The organism is Streptomyces clavifer (genome assembly GCF_036345975.1).
Classification (GTDB): domain Bacteria; phylum Actinomycetota; class Actinomycetes; order Streptomycetales; family Streptomycetaceae; genus Streptomyces; species Streptomyces clavifer.
In genome coordinates this window covers 1,963,697-1,979,168 of record NZ_CP107793.1, presented here as the reverse complement: position 1 = coordinate 1,979,168, position 15,472 = coordinate 1,963,697, and the positions used below count along the sequence as shown (strand labels likewise).

Below are 15,472 nucleotides of genomic sequence, written 5' to 3'. Positions count from 1 at the left end.
GCGTGCGGTCCCAGCGGTGAGCTGCTCGCCCGTGCCCGGCCGGGTGGAGGGCCGGGCTTCCCCGAGTCCCGCGCCGTGCGGCAGGCAGGCAGGCAGGCGGCCGTCCGGCCGCCCCTCCCGGTGACGGGCGGGGCGGCCGGGAGCGGGGCTCGCGACCGGTGGGCCGTCGCCCGGTACCGCCTCGTGACGAGCAGTCCCGCCCGGTCCGGGCGGGACGTGCGCGGGCCGGGGCGGGGTCAGCCCCGCTGGCGGGACGGGCGGCGCAGGCGAGCGGACCAGCGGTCGCGGGCGGGACGGTTCGCCCACCGTGAGGTGAGGGCCGCACGGCGTTCCGACAGCGCCCAGATCACCCGAACGGCCGAACGCGGCGCGAGCGTGGCACGCAGGCGTCCCATACGGCCGGTGGCCGCGCGCAGTCCCGCCCGGACGGCCAGTACGTCCTCGGACAGACCGGTGGTCGCGCGGGGCTCGGGTGCGTACAGCACCTGCTCCACCGCCCCCGCCACCCGATGGACCGCGGCGGCCGCGGTGCCGTCGAGCTGCCCCAGCCGCACGACGCGCGCCGCCGCCTTGCGGGGGGTCTGCGACTCGTCCGGCGGAATGCCGTGGTCCCAAGCCGTGTCGGTGATCTCCCGCCACGCGGCCAGGACCCTGACCGCGGCGTCCGCCGGCGTCCGGCCCTCCGAGTGGCCCAGCCTCCGCGAGCCGGCCCGCAGCCGCCAGAACATCGGCAGCAGCGGGAGGGCCAGCACCACCAGGGCACCGAGCCCGACCAGCAGCACGGTCCTCACCGTGGTCCACGGACCGCCGGATTCCGCCGGTGCGGGCGCAGCCGACGCACCGCACTCACCCTGGCGCGCCTGCTGATCCGGGCAGGTCTCCGAGACGGACGGGGCGGCCGTGGGCGCCGCGGAGGCACCCTCCGACGGCTGTGCAGGACTGCTCGGGCCCTCCTCGGGGAGGTCCGGCAGGGTGTACGACGGGACGGAGCCCCGGGACGGGGTCGGCTCGAAGCGGGTCCAGCCCACGCCCTCGAAGTACAGCTCGGGCCACGCGTGCGCGTCCCGCAGGCCCACGGACAGGGAACCGTCCGCCTGGGCGGTACCCGGTGTGAAGCCCACGGCGACGCGGGCCGGAATGCCCAGCGTCCTGGCCATCGCGGCCATGGTGAACGAGAAGTGGACGCAGAAGCCTTCCCTGTCCTTCAGGAAGCGCTCGATGGCCGCCGTGCCGGTCCCCGACGTCACCGTCGTGTCGTAGCGGAAACCGCCCCCGGAGGCGAACCAGTCCTGCAGCTCGACCGCACGCTCGTAGTCGTTGGAGGCCCCCTCCGTCACCCGTTCGGCGGTCTCCTGGACCACCTCGGGCAGCGAAGCGGGAACCCGCGTGTACTCACGTGCCAGATCCGGACGGGGTGCCGGCGCCCCGGCGAGCTGCCCGGAGGTCGGCTCCACCACCAGGCTGCCGACCTCGTACCGGGAACCGCGCGTCGTCTGGCCGTCGTCGCCCACGAGCGTGCGCCCCTCGGGCTCGTACCGCCAGCGGCCCTCGACGTCCACCTCGCTCGCCGGGTAGGGCAGCGGCAGATACGTCTGCTGGTACGAGGCCGACGCGGAGATGTTCGTCCTGATCTCGGTGACGTCGACGTCCCCGCCCAGGCCGGCCGGCTGCGGCAGCCTCTCCGGCACATCCCTCAGCCGGCGGGTCGACGGCCGCCACTCGCTCCCGTTGAACTGGTCCAGGGCCAGGATGCGCAGGTACATGTCCTGCGGGTTCGTGGCGTTGGTGCGGTAGGACATCACCTCCCGGTTCTCCGGCTGGTTCAGGTTGTTCTGCAGCGAGACCAGCGGGTTCACCGCGGAGATCGTGCCTCCGCCGCCGCCCCGGCCGCTGCCGCCGCCCGTACCGCTCAGCAAGCCGCCGTCCAGCGCGGGCAGCGCGGCGGGAACCACCAGTGCGATGCCCAGCGCCACCGCCCCGATGCGCCGCCCGGTGCGGACCGGTGCGAAGGCGTGCCCGGACGGTCCGTCCATGCCGGACGCCGGGCCGCCCGGGGAGTGCGAGGAACCGCCGAAGACCCGCCCCCACCGGGACAGCCGTTCCCTGCCCTCGGCCAGCAGAAGGAGCAGATAACCGCACGCAGCGAGAAGGAACCAGACCCAGCCCGCCCCTCCGTCGGAGAGCCCGGCCGCGACCGAGTAGAGCGCCAGCAGCGGCAGACCGGCCGGCGCCGCGGTACGGAACGTCACCGCGAGGACGTCCACGGCGAGCCCGATCAGCAGCACCCCGCCGATCAGCATCAGCCGGATGCCGTCCGTCGCGGGCGCCGGTGTGTCGTACCTGCTGACGTCGTCGGCGCCCGAGGTGAGCAGCTCCGCCAGCCGCTGGATGTCCTGCGGGCCGGGCAGTACGCCGAACAGGGCGTGCTCCCGGGCGAACGACGCGGTCAGCAGCAGCAGGGTGACCAGCAGTTGCAGGGAGACCGTCAGGATCCGGGCCAGCGGCACCCGGCGGGCCAGCACCCCGACGGCGCCCTGGATCGCCAGCAGGAAGGCCGCCTGCACGATCCACTTCGACGGCTCGACCAGGGGCAGCAGGGCCCCCGCCGTCATCATCGTCGCAGCGAAGGCGCACAGCGCCAGCCGAGTACGCCCGCTCATGACCATCCCCCGGGGAAACCTGTCGTCGCACCGGCCGTGCGCTCCTCGCCCGCCCGCTGCCACAGCTGGACGAGATCCGCCCCCGGCCGGACCGCCACGGCCGTCCAGCCCGCCTCCCGCAGCAGCCGCAGCCGGTCGGCAGCCGGCGGAGGGGCTCCGTCCCTGCCGCGCGCCCAGTCGGCGCCGTCGAGCACGAACGCGACGGCGGCACCGCTGCGCTGCCGCATGCGGGCCGCCACAGCCGTCTGCCCCTCGTCGAGATCGCCGAAGAACGCCACCAGCAGCCCTTCGTTGTTCCCGCGCAGGACGTCGTACGCACCGGAGAGATCACCCCCGTCGGAGTGCTCGACAACCGCGAGGGCGTCCATCATCAGGCCCGCCGCTTCCGCGGACTCCTGGGCGGCTCCGGCGAACCCGTCGGCACTCTCGCCCGGCACGGAGTGCCCGTCGTCCGTCAGCAGCCGCACGGCGAAGCCGCGTTCCAGCATGTGCACCAGTGCCGAGGCCGCCCCCGACACCGCCCACTCGAACGCGGAGTCCGGCCCGGCCCCCTGGAACGCGCCGCGCCGGGTGTCCAGCAGCACGGTGCACCTGGCCCGCTGAGGCTGCTCCTCACGGCGCACCATCAGCTCGCCGTACCGTGCGGTGGAGCGCCAGTGCACCCGCCGCATGTCGTCCCCGTGCCGGTAGCCGCGCGGGATGATGTCGTCCTCGCCGGCCAGGGCCAGCGAACGCTGCCTCCCGTCGCCGTACCCGGAGGCCTCGCCCGCCAGCCGCAGCGTCGGAAGGACCTCGGTGCGGGGCACGACGACGAGGGTGTCGTACGCGCTGAAGGAGCGGGTCAGCTCGCACATCCCGAACGGATCGCTCAGCCGCAGCTGCAGCGGCCCCAACGGGTAGCGCCCGCGAAGATCCGACCGGACCCGGTAGGACACCTCACGCCGGCCGCCCGCCTCCACCCGGTCCAGTACGAACCGGGGCCGGGGGCCGAGCACGTACGGAACCCGGTCCTGGAGCATCAGGAGACCGGTGGGCAGCCGGGACACGTTGTCCATGCGCAGATGGACCCTCGCCTCCGACCCCGCGGGGACCCGCGACGGCGACAGCCGCCGGCTGCCGGCGACCCGGTAGCGGGTGCGGTGGAGCACGGTCACGCAGACGAGGGGCAGCACCGCGAGCAGCAGTCCGACCCTCAGCAGGTCACCCTGGCCCAGCACATAGGCACAGACCGCGGCGGCGACACCGGCGGCGAGGAAGGACCGGCCCCGTGTCGTCAGACCGCTCAGCGCCGCCCGCAGGCCGCCCTTGTCGTCACCGTCGTCCACGGGGCCGGGCGCTCCGGCCGCCATCACAGCCGCCGTGCGCCGGGCTGCTGGCCGTAGACCGGGCGGCCGGGCTGCTGCTGCGGCGGCGCGTGCGCTGCCGAGGTGCCCGACGTGGGCACGGGCGTGCGCTGCAGGATCTCCAGCACGACCTGCTCGGCCGTACGGCGGTTGAGCTGCGCCTGCGCGGTCGGCAGCAGCCGGTGCGCGAGCACCGCCACCGCGAGTGCCTGGACGTCGTCCGGCAGGGCGTAGTCGCGCCCGCTGAGAGCGGCGGAGGCCTTGGCCGCCCTCAGCAGGTGCAGCGTCGCACGCGGCGAGGCCCCGAGCCTGAGGTCCGGGTGACCACGGGTGGCCCCCACCAGCTCCACCGCGTACCGCCGCACGGATTCGGCCACATGGACCATGCGCACCGCGTCGATCAGCTTCACCATGTCGTGGGCGTGCGCCACCGGCTGCAGGTCGTCCAGCGGCGAGACCCCGCCGTGCACGTCGAGCATCTGGAGCTCGGCCTCCGCGCTGGGGTAGCCGATCGACACACGGGCCATGAACCGGTCGCGCTGAGCCTCGGGCAGCGGATACGTGCCCTCCATCTCCACCGGGTTCTGGGTGGCGACGACCATGAACGGATTGGGCAGCTCGTAGGTCTCGCCGTCGATCGTGACCTGGCGTTCCTCCATCGACTCCAGCAGAGCCGACTGGGTCTTCGGCGACGCGCGGTTGATCTCGTCGCCGATCACGATCTGGGCGAAGATCGCCCCGGGCTTGAACTCGAAGTCCCGCCGCTGCTGATCGAAGATCGACACCCCGGTGATGTCCGAAGGCAGCAGGTCCGGCGTGAACTGGATACGCCGCACCGAGCAGTCGATGGACCGCGCCAGCGCCTTGGCCAGCATCGTCTTGCCGACCCCGGGCACATCCTCGATCAGCAGATGCCCCTCAGCGAGCAGCACGGTCAGCGAAAGCCGTACGACCTCAGGCTTGCCCTCGATCACACCCTCCACCGACCTGCGCACCCGCTCCGCTGTGGTGGTCAGATCTGTGAGGCTCGCTCGATCGTCATAGGTCGTCACCCGGCCCTCCTCGGCCCTTTTGCGCACGGGCCGAGGCACAGAGATGCCCGGACCGCCCCGAAATACGGACACTCTCCGGAGGACCCGGAGACCGTCACACCCACATTCTTGTTGCCGTTACCGCTTCGTGTCACTCGCCTGTGGACAACCAGGGGCGAAATGCCGGGTGTGGGGCGTATGTCGGTGCGAAGTCACGGGAGGGCGGAGCTTCAGGAAGCGGGGAGGATCTCGCGCAGCAGACCGGTCGTCACGTCGAAGACGAAACCGCGGATGTCGTCCGTGTGCAGGAGGAACGGCGAGGTGCGCACGCGCTGCATCGACTGACGTACGTCCTGGTCGGCGTCCTTGTAGGCCTCCACCGCCCACACGGGCCGCTGCCCGACCTCGTGCTCCAGCTCCTGGCGGAACTCCTCGGTGATGCTCTCGAGGCCGCAGTTCGTGTGGTGGATGAGTATGACGCTGCGGGTGCCGAGCGCACGCTGGCTGATGGTCAGTGACCGGATGACGTCGTCGGTGACCACACCGCCCGCGTTCCGGATGGTGTGACAGTCGCCCAGCTCCAGGCCGAGCGCGTCGTGCAGGTCGAGACGGGCGTCCATGCAGGCGACCACGGCGACGCGGAGCACGGGCCGGGCGTCCATACCGGGATCGCGGAACTCGCCCGCGTAGAGGGCGTTCGCCTCGACGAGCCGGTCGGTGACCGTCCCTCCGGATCGGGCCGCACCTGCGACGGGAGCATCGGTCTCGGCGGAGGACTGCGCGGAAGTCGACATGGCTATGACGTTAACCGTCATGGCGTCTCCCGGCGTCCTGTGGAAGGGGACAAAGAACCTCAACAAGACTTGTTGTGAGGTAAACCACAAGCCTCACAGTCCCGCGTCCGCCCGGGTGAGCGTTCCGGACCGTGCGAGTGGTGCGACGCGCTGCCGGGTTCGTTGATCAGGAATCGATCGAATGGCAGGGTGGACTAAAGTGACGCGAAGTTACCGACACGCCCGCACATTGTGCACAGTTCGCATGTTTTCGAATTCCCCGTGATGTGCGGCGTACATGCGGCCCGGCCCTCTCCCGCTCGTCGGTCGGCCGACGCCCCTTCCCCGGCGCCGGCGGACCTCCCCTTCCGAGCGGGCGGGGACCAGACCGCACGTGCAGCCACACGGGGCAGAGCCTGAGAGGGCGCATTGAGCCAGACCCGACATGTCCCGGTGATGCTCCAGCGGTGCCTGGACCTGCTGGCCCCGGCTCTGGAGGCGACAGGACCCCGGCCGCCGGTGGTCGTGGACTGCACCCTCGGGCTCGGCGGCCACAGCGAGGCACTCCTCGCCGCCTTCCCGGACGTCCGCCTGATCGCGCTGGACCGCGACAAGGAGGCGCTGCGGCTCTCCGGCGAGCGCCTCGCCCCCTACGGCGACCGGGCCACCCTGGTGCACGCCGTCTACGACGAGCTGCCCGAGGTCCTCGACCGGCTGGAGGTCCCCGAGGTCCAGGGAGTCCTGTTCGACCTCGGCGTCTCCTCCATGCAGCTGGACGAGGCGGACCGCGGATTCGCGTACGCCCAGGACGCCCCGCTCGACATGCGCATGGACCAGACGACCGGCATCGGCGCCGCCGAGGTGCTCAACACCTACCCGCCGGGCGAGCTCGTACGGATCCTGCGCGCCTACGGCGAGGAGAAGCAGGCCAAGCGGATCGTCTCCGCCGTCGTACGCGAGCGCGAGAGGGAACCCTTCAGCAACAGCGCCCGCCTCGTGGAGCTCATCCGCGACTCCCTGCCGCAGGCTGCCAAGCGCACCGGAGGGAATCCGGCCAAGCGGACCTTCCAGGCCCTGCGCATCGAGGTCAACGGCGAGCTCACCGTCCTGGAGCGGGCCGTCCCGGCCGCGGTGAAGAGTCTCGCCGTCGGCGGCCGGATCGCCGTCCTCTCGTACCACTCGCTGGAGGACCGGCTGGTCAAGCAGGTCTTCGCGGCCGGCGCGGCCAACACCGCGCCGCCCGGACTGCCCGTCGTCCCCGAGCGCTACCAGCCCCGTCTGAAGCTGCTGACCCGCGGCGCCGAACTGCCCACCGAGGAGGAGGTCGCCGAGAACCGGCGGGCCGCCCCCGCCCGGCTGCGCGGCGCCCAGCGGATCCGAGCGGAGGAGCGGTGAGCGCGCCCCGCCGGGCCGGCCGGAGGCCGGGAAGGGCGGGGGAGGGCCGGTGACCAGGACGGCCGAGCAGACGAAGGGGCGGGCCGGCCGGCTCACCCGGCTGATGCCGGCGGGTCCGAGCACCGCCGCCCGCACCCCCTTCGTCCTGCTGGTCGTGCTGCTCCTCGCCGGTGGCCTGATCTCGCTGCTGCTGCTGAACTCGGCGCTCAACGAGGGATCCTTCAAGCTGAGCAAGCTGAAGAGGGAGACCACCGAACTCACCGACGAGCAGCAGGCCCTGCAGCGGGACGTCGACAGCTACTCCCAGCCGGACGCGCTGGAGCGGCGCGCCCGGCAGCTCGGCATGGTGCCCGGCGGCAACCCCGCCTTCCTGAACCCGGACGGCACCGTCCGCGGGGTGCCCGAGCGGGCCACCGCCGGGCCGTCCCCCGCGGTCGCGCCCACACCTGAGGCGAATGCCGCCACCACCGCCCCCGCCGAGCCCTCCGCGGCTGCCCCGTCGCCGACCGCGACATCCACCACTCCGCCCCCGACGAGTCCCGGCAGGTGACGCAGTGCCGTCCAAGGAACCGCCGCGCCGCCGTGTCCCCGGCCCCGCGCGCCCCCGCAGTGGCGCGAGCGGCTCCGGGCGGCCACGGCCCTCCGCACGCCGGGAATCCGGGCGGCCGGGGTCCTCGCCCGGCCGGCCGCGCAACGGGCGCTCGCGCGGCGGGGCCCCCCAGGCCATCCGGCTCGGCAGCCCGCGCCCGCGCCTGCGCCTGATCAGCCTCTGTCTGACGCTCGTCATGCTGGCGTTCGTCATCCGGCTCCTCCAGGTCCAGGCGGTCGACGCCGGCGCGTACGCGGCCAAGGCCGAGAAGAACCGCTACCTCGAGTACACGATCGCGGCCGAACGCGGGGAGATCACCGATCGCGGCGGCATCGCCCTGGCCACCAGCGTGGACGCGCACAACATCACCGCCGACCCGAAGATGTTCACCCCCGAGGACAGCAAGGCCCCGGACGCGCCGCAGCAGGCCGCGGCGCTACTGGCCCCGATCCTCGACAAGGACGTGGCGGAGCTGACGAAGAAGCTGTCGGCCCCCGCCAGCCGATACACCGTGCTGGCCACCCGGCAGACCCCGCAGGTCTGGAAGCAGATCAAGGACCTCAAGTCCGTCTTCGCCGAGAAGGCGGCCGAGGACAAGGCCGACGGCGGCCCGGGCGCCAACGTGCTCGCCGGCGTCCTTCAGGAGCCGACCACCAGGCGGGTCTATCCGAACGGTGATCTCGCCGCCGGGATACTGGGGTTCGTCAACGCCGAGGGCAAGGGCGGCGGGGGCCTGGAAGCACAGCTGAACAAGCAGCTCCAGGGCGAGAACGGCAAGATCAGGTACGCCCAGGCCGGAGGCCGTCCCGTACCGACCGCCGGATCCAAGGAGATCCCGGCCGTCGAGGGCACGGACATCGAGCTGACCATCGACCGCGACATCCAGTGGGCGGCCCAGCGGGCCATCGCCGACCAGGTGAAGAAGTCCGAGGCGGACCGCGGCTACGTCATCGTCCAGAATACGAGGACCGGCGAGGTGCTGGCCATGGCCAACGCCCCGGGCTTCGACCCGAACGACCTCTCGCAGGTCAACTCGGCGGCCCTGGGCAACGCGGCGCTCCAGGACGTGTACGAGCCCGGATCCACCAGCAAGGTCATGTCTATGGCGGCGGTGCTGGAGGAGGGGGTCGCGACCCCCGGCACGCACGTCACCGTCCCCAACCGGCTGCGGCGCGGGGACCGGGCGTTCAGGGACGACATCGACCACCCCACCTGGTACCTCACGCTCAACGGGGTGCTCGCCAAGTCGAGCAACATCGGCACCATCCTGGCCACCGGACAGCTCGGGAAGACGCAGTCGGAGGCCAACGAGGTCCTGCACTCCTACCTGCGCAAATTCGGCCTCGGCAGCACCACCGGGCTCGACTACCCGGGGGAGTCGCCCGGCATCCTGGCCAAGCCCAAGGACTGGTCGACCTCGCAGCAGTACACGATCCCGTTCGGCCAGGGCCTGTCGCTCAACGCCATGCAGGCCGCGTCGGTCTACCAGACCATCGCCAACGGCGGCGTCAGGATCGAGCCGACCCTGGTCCGCGGCACCAAGGGGGCCGACGGCCGCTACGCGGCGTCCGAGGCCCCCGAACGCACCCGCGTGGTCAGCGAGAAGACGGCCAGGACCCTGGCGAAGATGCTGGAGTCCGTGGTCGACGACCGGGAGGGCACCGGGACCAAGGCCCACATCCAGGGCTACCGGGTCGCGGGCAAGACCGGGACGGCCAACCGCGTCGATCCCGTACGCGGCGTCTACAAGGGCTACACGGCGTCCTTCGCGGGCTTCGCCCCGGCCGACAACCCGCAGGTCACCGTCTACTGCGCGATCCAGAACCCCACCAAGGGCAGCTACTTCGGCGGGCAGATCTGCGGTCCGATCTACAAGAAGGTCATGGAGTTCGCCCTGAAGACCCTCCAGACCGCGCCCTCCGGCAGCGACCCCGCCCGGCTGCCGGTGTCCTTCGATCCCGGCGAGTGACCCGGGAAACGCCCAGTGACGACCATCACGCCCGATCCCGGGAACCGGAACGAGAAGTACCGCAAACCCGGCCCCTCGCTTCGCGGGAGGCCGGGTCGGCCCGGTACGCTCACCGCCGTGCCCCACGCTGATCAGTTCCAAACCACTCAGAAGGACGCGCTTGTGACCTATCCGGGAGCGCCCCGACCGGACCGGCTGCGGCCGACCTCCCTCGGAGAGCTGGCAGCCAGGCTCGGCGCCGGACCGCAGGAACCCGGTGAGGTCACCGGAATCACCCACGACTCCCGGGCCGTGCGCCCCGGTGACGTGTACGCGGCTCTGCCCGGCGCCCGCTTCCACGGCGCCGACTTCGCCGCCCAGGCCGCAGGCCTCGGCGCGGCCGCGATCCTCACCGACCCGGCAGGGGCCGACCGCGCCGCCGCCACCGGCCTCCCGGTGCTGCTCACCGAGGACCCGCGCGGCCGTATGGGCGACATCGCCGCGGAGATCTACGGGCGGCCCGGCATCGGGCTCCTGCAGATCGGCATCACCGGGACCTCCGGCAAGACCACCACGGCCTACCTCGTCGAGGGCGGGCTGCGCGGCGCCGGTCGCAGCACCGGGCTGATCGGCACCGTCGAGATGCGCATCGGCGACGAGCGCATCAAGTCGGAGCGCACCACCCCGGAAGCGACCGATCTCCAGGCCCTGTTCGCCGTCATGCGCGAGCGCGGCGTCGAGGCGGTCGCCATGGAGGTCTCCAGCCACGCCCTGGTGCTCGGCCGCGTCGACGGCTGTGTCTTCGACGTCGCCGTGTTCAACAACCTCAGCCCGGAGCACATGGAGTTCCACTCCGGGATGGAGGACTACTTCCAGGCGAAGGCGCAGTTGTTCACCCCGCGGCGCAGCAGGCTCGGGGTCGTCAACTTCGACGACGAGTACGGCCGCAGGCTGGTCGACGAGGCGTCCGTCCCGGTCGTCACCTTCTCCGCCGAAGGCCACCCGGACGCCGACTGGCGGGCCGACGACGTCGAAGTCGGGCCCCGGGACAGCCGCTTCACCGTGATCGGCCCCAAGGGCGAGCGGATCACCGCCAGGGCCCCGCTGCCCGGCCCGTTCAACGTCGCCAACACCCTCGCCGCGATCGTCACCCTGGCCGTCGCCGGTATCGACCCGCAGACCGCCGCGGACGGCGTCGCGTCCGTCCCCGGTGTCCCCGGGCGGCTGGAACGCGTCGACGCCGGACAGCCGTACCTCGCGGTCGTCGACTACGCGCACAAGACCGACGCCGTCGAATCCGTCCTGCGCTCCCTGCAGAAGGTCACCGAGGGCCGGGTGCACATCGTGCTCGGCTGCGGCGGCGACCGCGACACGACCAAGCGCGGCCCGATGGGCGCCGCCGCGGCCAGGCTCGCCGACACCGCCGTGCTGACGTCCGACAACCCCCGCTCCGAGGACCCCCTGGCGATCCTCGCCGCGATGCTCGCCGGCGCCGCCGAGGTGCCCGTCCACGAGCGCGGTGACGTGCTCGTGGACGCCGACCGGGCCGCGGCCATCGCCGCCGCGGTCGCCCGGGCGGAGCCCGGCGACACCGTGCTGGTGGCCGGAAAGGGACACGAGCAGGGGCAGGACATCCACGGAGTCGTTCGCGCCTTCGACGACCGCGAGGTCCTGCGCGAGGCCATCGAGCGCTCCCTGGGTCGCACGCGCGCCGTGCACGCCCCGGAGGACCGCGTACACACCCACGAGAACAACAGTCAGGGATGACCAAGTGATCCCCCTTTCCCTCGCCGAGATCGCCGGAATCGTCGGTGGGCAGCCGCACGACGTTCCGGACCCGTCCGCCGTCGTCACCGGCCCCGTCGTCATCGACTCCCGGGAGGTGCGGCAGGGCTCGCTCTTCGCCGCGTTCGCGGGTGAGCGGGTCGACGGCCACGACTACGCGCAGCGCGCCGTCGAGGCGGGCGCGGTGGCCGTGCTCGCCTCCCGCCCCGTCGGAGTCCCGGCGATCGTCGTCGACGACGTCGTGGCCGCGCTGGGCGCCCTCGCACGCGCCGCCGTCGAACGCCTCGGCACGACCGTCGTCGCGCTGACCGGATCGGCCGGCAAGACGTCCACGAAGGACCTGATCGCCCAGCTCCTGGAGCGCCGGGCGCCCACGGTCTGGACGCCCGGCTCCCTCAACAACGAGATCGGTCTGCCGCTCACCGCGCTGCGCGCCACGGCGGAAACCCGCCACCTGGTGCTGGAGATGGGCGCGAAGGGCATCGGCCACATCCACTACCTCGCCGACCTGACGCCTCCGCGGATCGGTCTGGTCCTCAACGTCGGCAGCGCCCACCTCGGGGAGTTCGGCAGCCGCGAGGCGATCGCCCAGGCGAAGGGCGAGCTCGTGGAGGTCCTGCCCGAGGACGGTCTCGCCGTCCTCAACGCCGACGACCCGCTCGTGCGGGCCATGGCGTCCCGTACAAAAGCCCGGGTACTCCTCTTCGGAGAGGCCCCGGATGCGGACGTACGGGGAGAGAACGTCCGGCTCACGGACGAGGGCCGGCCCGCTTTCGCGCTCCACACACCCACCGGGTGCAGCGACGTGACCTTGCGCCTGTACGGTGAGCACCACGTGTCGAACGCGCTCGCCGCGGCCGCCGTCGCCCATGAGTTGGGCATGTCCGTGACTGAGATCGCCGAGGCGCTCTCCGAGGCGGGCACCCTCTCCCGCTGGCGCATGGAGGTCACCGAGCGTCCGGACGGTGTGACGGTCGTCAATGACGCCTACAACGCGAACCCCGAATCCATGAAAGCCGCACTCCGTGCGCTGGCCGCCATGGGCAAGGCCCGACGGGCAGACGGGGGGCGCACGTGGGCGGTGCTCGGTCAGATGGCCGAGCTCGGTGACGCGTCGCTCGCCGAGCACGACGCCGTCGGACGGCTCGCCGTCCGGCTCAACGTCAGCAAGCTCGTCGCTGTCGGGGGCAGAGAAGCCTCCTGGCTGCAACTGGGCGCATACAACGAGGGTTCGTGGGGTGAGGAGTCGGTGCACGTGTCCGACGCAGAGGCGGCCGTCGACCTGTTGCGCAGTGAACTGCGCCCGGGAGACGTCGTGCTGGTGAAGGCGTCCCGGTCGGTCGGCCTGGAGAGGGTCGCCCTGGCACTGCTGGATAACGCGACCGAGGGTGAGGTCGCCGTCCGATGAGGCAGATCCTCTTCGCGGGAGCCATAGGGCTCTTCCTGACCCTGGTCGGCACTCCGCTGCTGATCAAACTTCTGGCCCGCAAGGGCTACGGGCAGTTCATCCGGGACGACGGCCCGCGTACCCACGGCAGTAAAAAGGGCACGCCCACCATGGGTGGCATCGCCTTCATCCTGGCGACGATCATCGCGTACGTCCTGGCGAAGGTGATCACCGGCGAGGAGATGCGCTTCTCCGGCGTCCTCGTCCTGTTCCTGATGGCGGGGATGGGCCTCGTCGGCTTCCTCGACGACTACATCAAGATCGTCAAGCAGCGTTCGCTGGGCCTTCGGGCCAAGGCGAAGCTGGCCGGCCAGCTGATCGTCGGCGTCGCGTTCGCCGTGCTCTCCCTCCAGTTCGCGGACATCCGGGGCAACACCCCGGCGTCCACCCGGCTCTCGTTCGTCGAGGACTTCGGCTGGTCCATCGGCCCGGTGCTGTTCTGCGTCTGGGCGCTGTTCATGATTCTCGCCATGTCCAACGGCGTGAACCTGACGGACGGTCTGGACGGCCTGGCCACCGGCGCCTCGGTGATGGTCTTCGGCGCGTACACCTTCATCGGGCTGTGGCAGTTCCAGGAGTCCTGCGCCAACGCGACCACGCTGACCAACCCACAGGCGTGTTTCGAGGTACGCGATCCACTCGACCTCGCGGTCGTCGCCTCCGCGCTGATGGGCTCCTGCTTCGGCTTCCTGTGGTGGAACACCTCGCCCGCGAAGATCTTCATGGGCGACACCGGTTCGCTGGCCCTCGGCGGCGCCCTCGCGGGCCTCGCGATCTGCTCCCGCACCGAGTTCCTGATGGCCATCCTCGGCGGCCTCTTCGTGATGATCACCATGTCCGTGGTCATCCAGGTCGGCTCGTTCAAGATGACCGGCAAGCGGGTCTTCCGGATGGCACCGCTCCAGCACCACTTCGAACTCAAGGGGTGGTCCGAGGTCCTTGTCGTGGTCCGCTTCTGGATCATCCAGGGCATGTGCGTGATCGTCGGCCTCGGCCTCTTCTACGCGGGATGGGCAGCCAAGAAGTGAGCAACGTGGACTGGCAGGGCAAGCGCGTCACGGTGGCCGGGCTCGGGGTCAGCGGCATCCCCGCGGCCCGTGCCCTGCACGAGCGCGGGGCCCGCGTCACCGTCGTCAACGACGGCGACGACGAGCGCTCCCGCGCCCAGGCCGCCGAACTGGAGGCGCTCGGCATCACCGTGCGCCTCGGTGACGGGGCCACCCTGCCCGAGTCCACCGAGCTCGTCGTCACGGCTCCCGGCTGGAAGCCCGACAAGCCGCTCTTCCTGGCAGCCGCCGAGGCGGGCGTCCCCGTCTGGGGCGACGTCGAACTCGCCTGGCGGCTGCGGGGGCAGGACGGCAGGGAGCCGGCACCCTGGCTCGCGGTCACCGGGACCAACGGCAAGACCACGACCGTGCGGATGCTCGCCTCGATCCTCGAAGCGGCCGGTCTGCGCACCGCCGCGGTCGGCAACATCGGGGTCTCCCTGCTGGACGCGGTGCTCGGCGACGAGACGTACGACGTGCTCGCCGTCGAGCTGTCCAGCTACCAGCTGCACTGGGCGCCCTCGCTGCGCGCCCATTCCGGGGCCGTCCTCAACCTGGCTCCGGACCACCTCGACTGGCACGGCTCCATGGCCGGTTACGCGGCCGACAAGGGCCGGATCTACGAGGGCAACAGCGTCGCTTGCGTCTACAACGCGCAGGACGGCGCGACCGAGGACCTGGTGCGCGAGGCCGACGTCGAGGAGGGCTGCCGCGCCATCGGGTTCACCCTCGGCACTCCGGGTCCCTCGCAGCTCGGCGTGGTCGACGGCATCCTCGTCGACCGGGCCTTCGTGACCAACCGGCAGAAGCAGGCCCAGGAGCTCGCCGAGGTCGCCGACGTCAATCCGCCCGCACCGCACAACATCGCCAACGCCCTGGCCGCGGCGGCGCTCGCCCGCGCCTACGGCGTACCGCCGACGGCCGTGCGCGACGGGCTGCGGGCCTTCCGCCCCGACGCCCACCGCATCGAGCACATCGCGGACGTCGACGGCGTCACCTACATCGACGACTCCAAGGCGACCAACACCCATGCCGCCGAGGCCTCCCTCGCGGCCTACGACCCGATCGTCTGGATCGCGGGCGGCCTCGCCAAGGGCGCGACCTTCGACGAACTGGTGACCGGGGCGGCCGAGCGGCTGAGGGGCGTCGTGCTGATCGGCGCCGACCGCGCCCTGATCCGCGAAGCCCTGGCGCGACACGCCCCCGAGGTACCGGTGGTCGACCTCGACCGGACCGACACTGGTGCGATGTCCGCAGCGGTCGGGGAGGCGGCACGGCTCGCCCTGCCGGGCGACACCGTCCTGCTGGCACCCGCGTGTGCCTCGATGGACATGTTCGTCAACTACAACAAGCGGGGCGAGGCGTTCGCGGACGCGGTCCGCCGTCTCGCCGACGAGAGCGCCTGACGGGCCCGGTCTCCGCGCCGTACCGTACCGGGTCACCGGGACGCGAGCG

11 protein-coding genes are annotated in these 15,472 nt (G+C 72.0%); 7 read left to right on the top strand and 4 right to left on the bottom strand.

What is annotated here, in order from left to right; all coding sequences use genetic code 11:
• Window positions 1-236: 236 nt before the first annotated feature.
• The 4 genes from OG927_RS08435 to OG927_RS08420 all read right to left on the bottom strand — a co-directional run bounded on the left by OG927_RS08435 (window position 237) and on the right by OG927_RS08420 (window position 5,828).
• Window positions 237-2,660 (bottom strand): transglutaminase TgpA family protein, encoded by a 2,424-nt coding sequence (locus tag OG927_RS08435; RefSeq protein ID WP_056785880.1) that lies wholly within the window; start codon window positions 2,658-2,660, stop codon window positions 237-239.
• Window positions 2,657-4,009, bottom strand: a complete 1,353-nt coding sequence (locus OG927_RS08430; protein ID WP_056784164.1) for a DUF58 domain-containing protein — start codon at window positions 4,007-4,009, stop codon at window positions 2,657-2,659. Before OG927_RS08430 ends, OG927_RS08435 begins: the two co-directional genes overlap by 4 nt.
• Window positions 4,009-5,055 (bottom strand): AAA family ATPase, encoded by a 1,047-nt coding sequence (locus OG927_RS08425; RefSeq protein ID WP_056784162.1) that lies wholly within the window; start codon window positions 5,053-5,055, stop codon window positions 4,009-4,011. The genes OG927_RS08430 and OG927_RS08425 overlap by 1 nt, the downstream gene beginning before the upstream one ends.
• Window positions 5,056-5,264: 209 nt before the next feature.
• A complete protein-coding gene (locus tag OG927_RS08420; protein WP_056784158.1) occupies window positions 5,265-5,828 on the bottom strand; it encodes a beta-class carbonic anhydrase in 564 nt (187 codons plus the stop codon).
• Between the two features lie 408 nt (window positions 5,829-6,236).
• Here OG927_RS08420 and rsmH point away from each other — a divergent pair, with 408 nt between their 5' ends.
• Genes rsmH through murD form a run of 7 tightly spaced genes read left to right on the top strand, consistent with a single transcriptional unit; the run spans window position 6,237 to window position 15,423 of the window.
• Window positions 6,237-7,202 carry a 16S rRNA (cytosine(1402)-N(4))-methyltransferase RsmH gene (gene rsmH / locus OG927_RS08415; protein ID WP_056784155.1) on the top strand — a complete coding sequence of 322 codons (966 nt, stop codon included), beginning with the start codon at window positions 6,237-6,239 and terminating at the stop codon, window positions 7,200-7,202.
• A 49-nt stretch (window positions 7,203-7,251) separates the two neighbouring features.
• Window positions 7,252-7,752: an FtsB family cell division protein gene (locus tag OG927_RS08410; RefSeq protein WP_056784152.1), complete on the top strand. Its 501-nt coding sequence runs from the start codon at window positions 7,252-7,254 to the stop codon at window positions 7,750-7,752.
• Between the two features lie 4 nt (window positions 7,753-7,756).
• Window positions 7,757-9,760 carry a peptidoglycan D,D-transpeptidase FtsI family protein gene (locus OG927_RS08405; RefSeq protein WP_124282620.1) on the top strand — a complete coding sequence of 668 codons (2,004 nt, stop codon included), beginning with the start codon at window positions 7,757-7,759 and terminating at the stop codon, window positions 9,758-9,760.
• A 15-nt stretch (window positions 9,761-9,775) separates the two neighbouring features.
• Entirely contained in the window at window positions 9,776-11,506 is a 1,731-nt protein-coding gene (locus OG927_RS08400; RefSeq protein WP_079099544.1) for a UDP-N-acetylmuramoyl-L-alanyl-D-glutamate--2,6-diaminopimelate ligase, read from the top strand.
• Window positions 11,507-11,510: 4 nt separating this feature from the next.
• Window positions 11,511-12,932 carry a UDP-N-acetylmuramoyl-tripeptide--D-alanyl-D-alanine ligase gene (locus tag OG927_RS08395; protein WP_330319921.1) on the top strand — a complete coding sequence of 474 codons (1,422 nt, stop codon included), beginning with the start codon at window positions 11,511-11,513 and terminating at the stop codon, window positions 12,930-12,932.
• On the top strand, window positions 12,929-13,999 hold the full coding sequence (gene mraY, locus OG927_RS08390; protein WP_056784138.1) for a phospho-N-acetylmuramoyl-pentapeptide-transferase: 1,071 nt from the start codon (window positions 12,929-12,931) through the stop codon (window positions 13,997-13,999). The genes OG927_RS08395 and mraY overlap by 4 nt, the downstream gene beginning before the upstream one ends.
• Entirely contained in the window at window positions 13,981-15,423 is a 1,443-nt protein-coding gene (gene murD, locus OG927_RS08385; RefSeq protein WP_330319920.1) for a UDP-N-acetylmuramoyl-L-alanine--D-glutamate ligase, read from the top strand. Before mraY ends, murD begins: the two co-directional genes overlap by 19 nt.
• The last annotated feature ends 49 nt before the right edge of the window (window positions 15,424-15,472 follow it).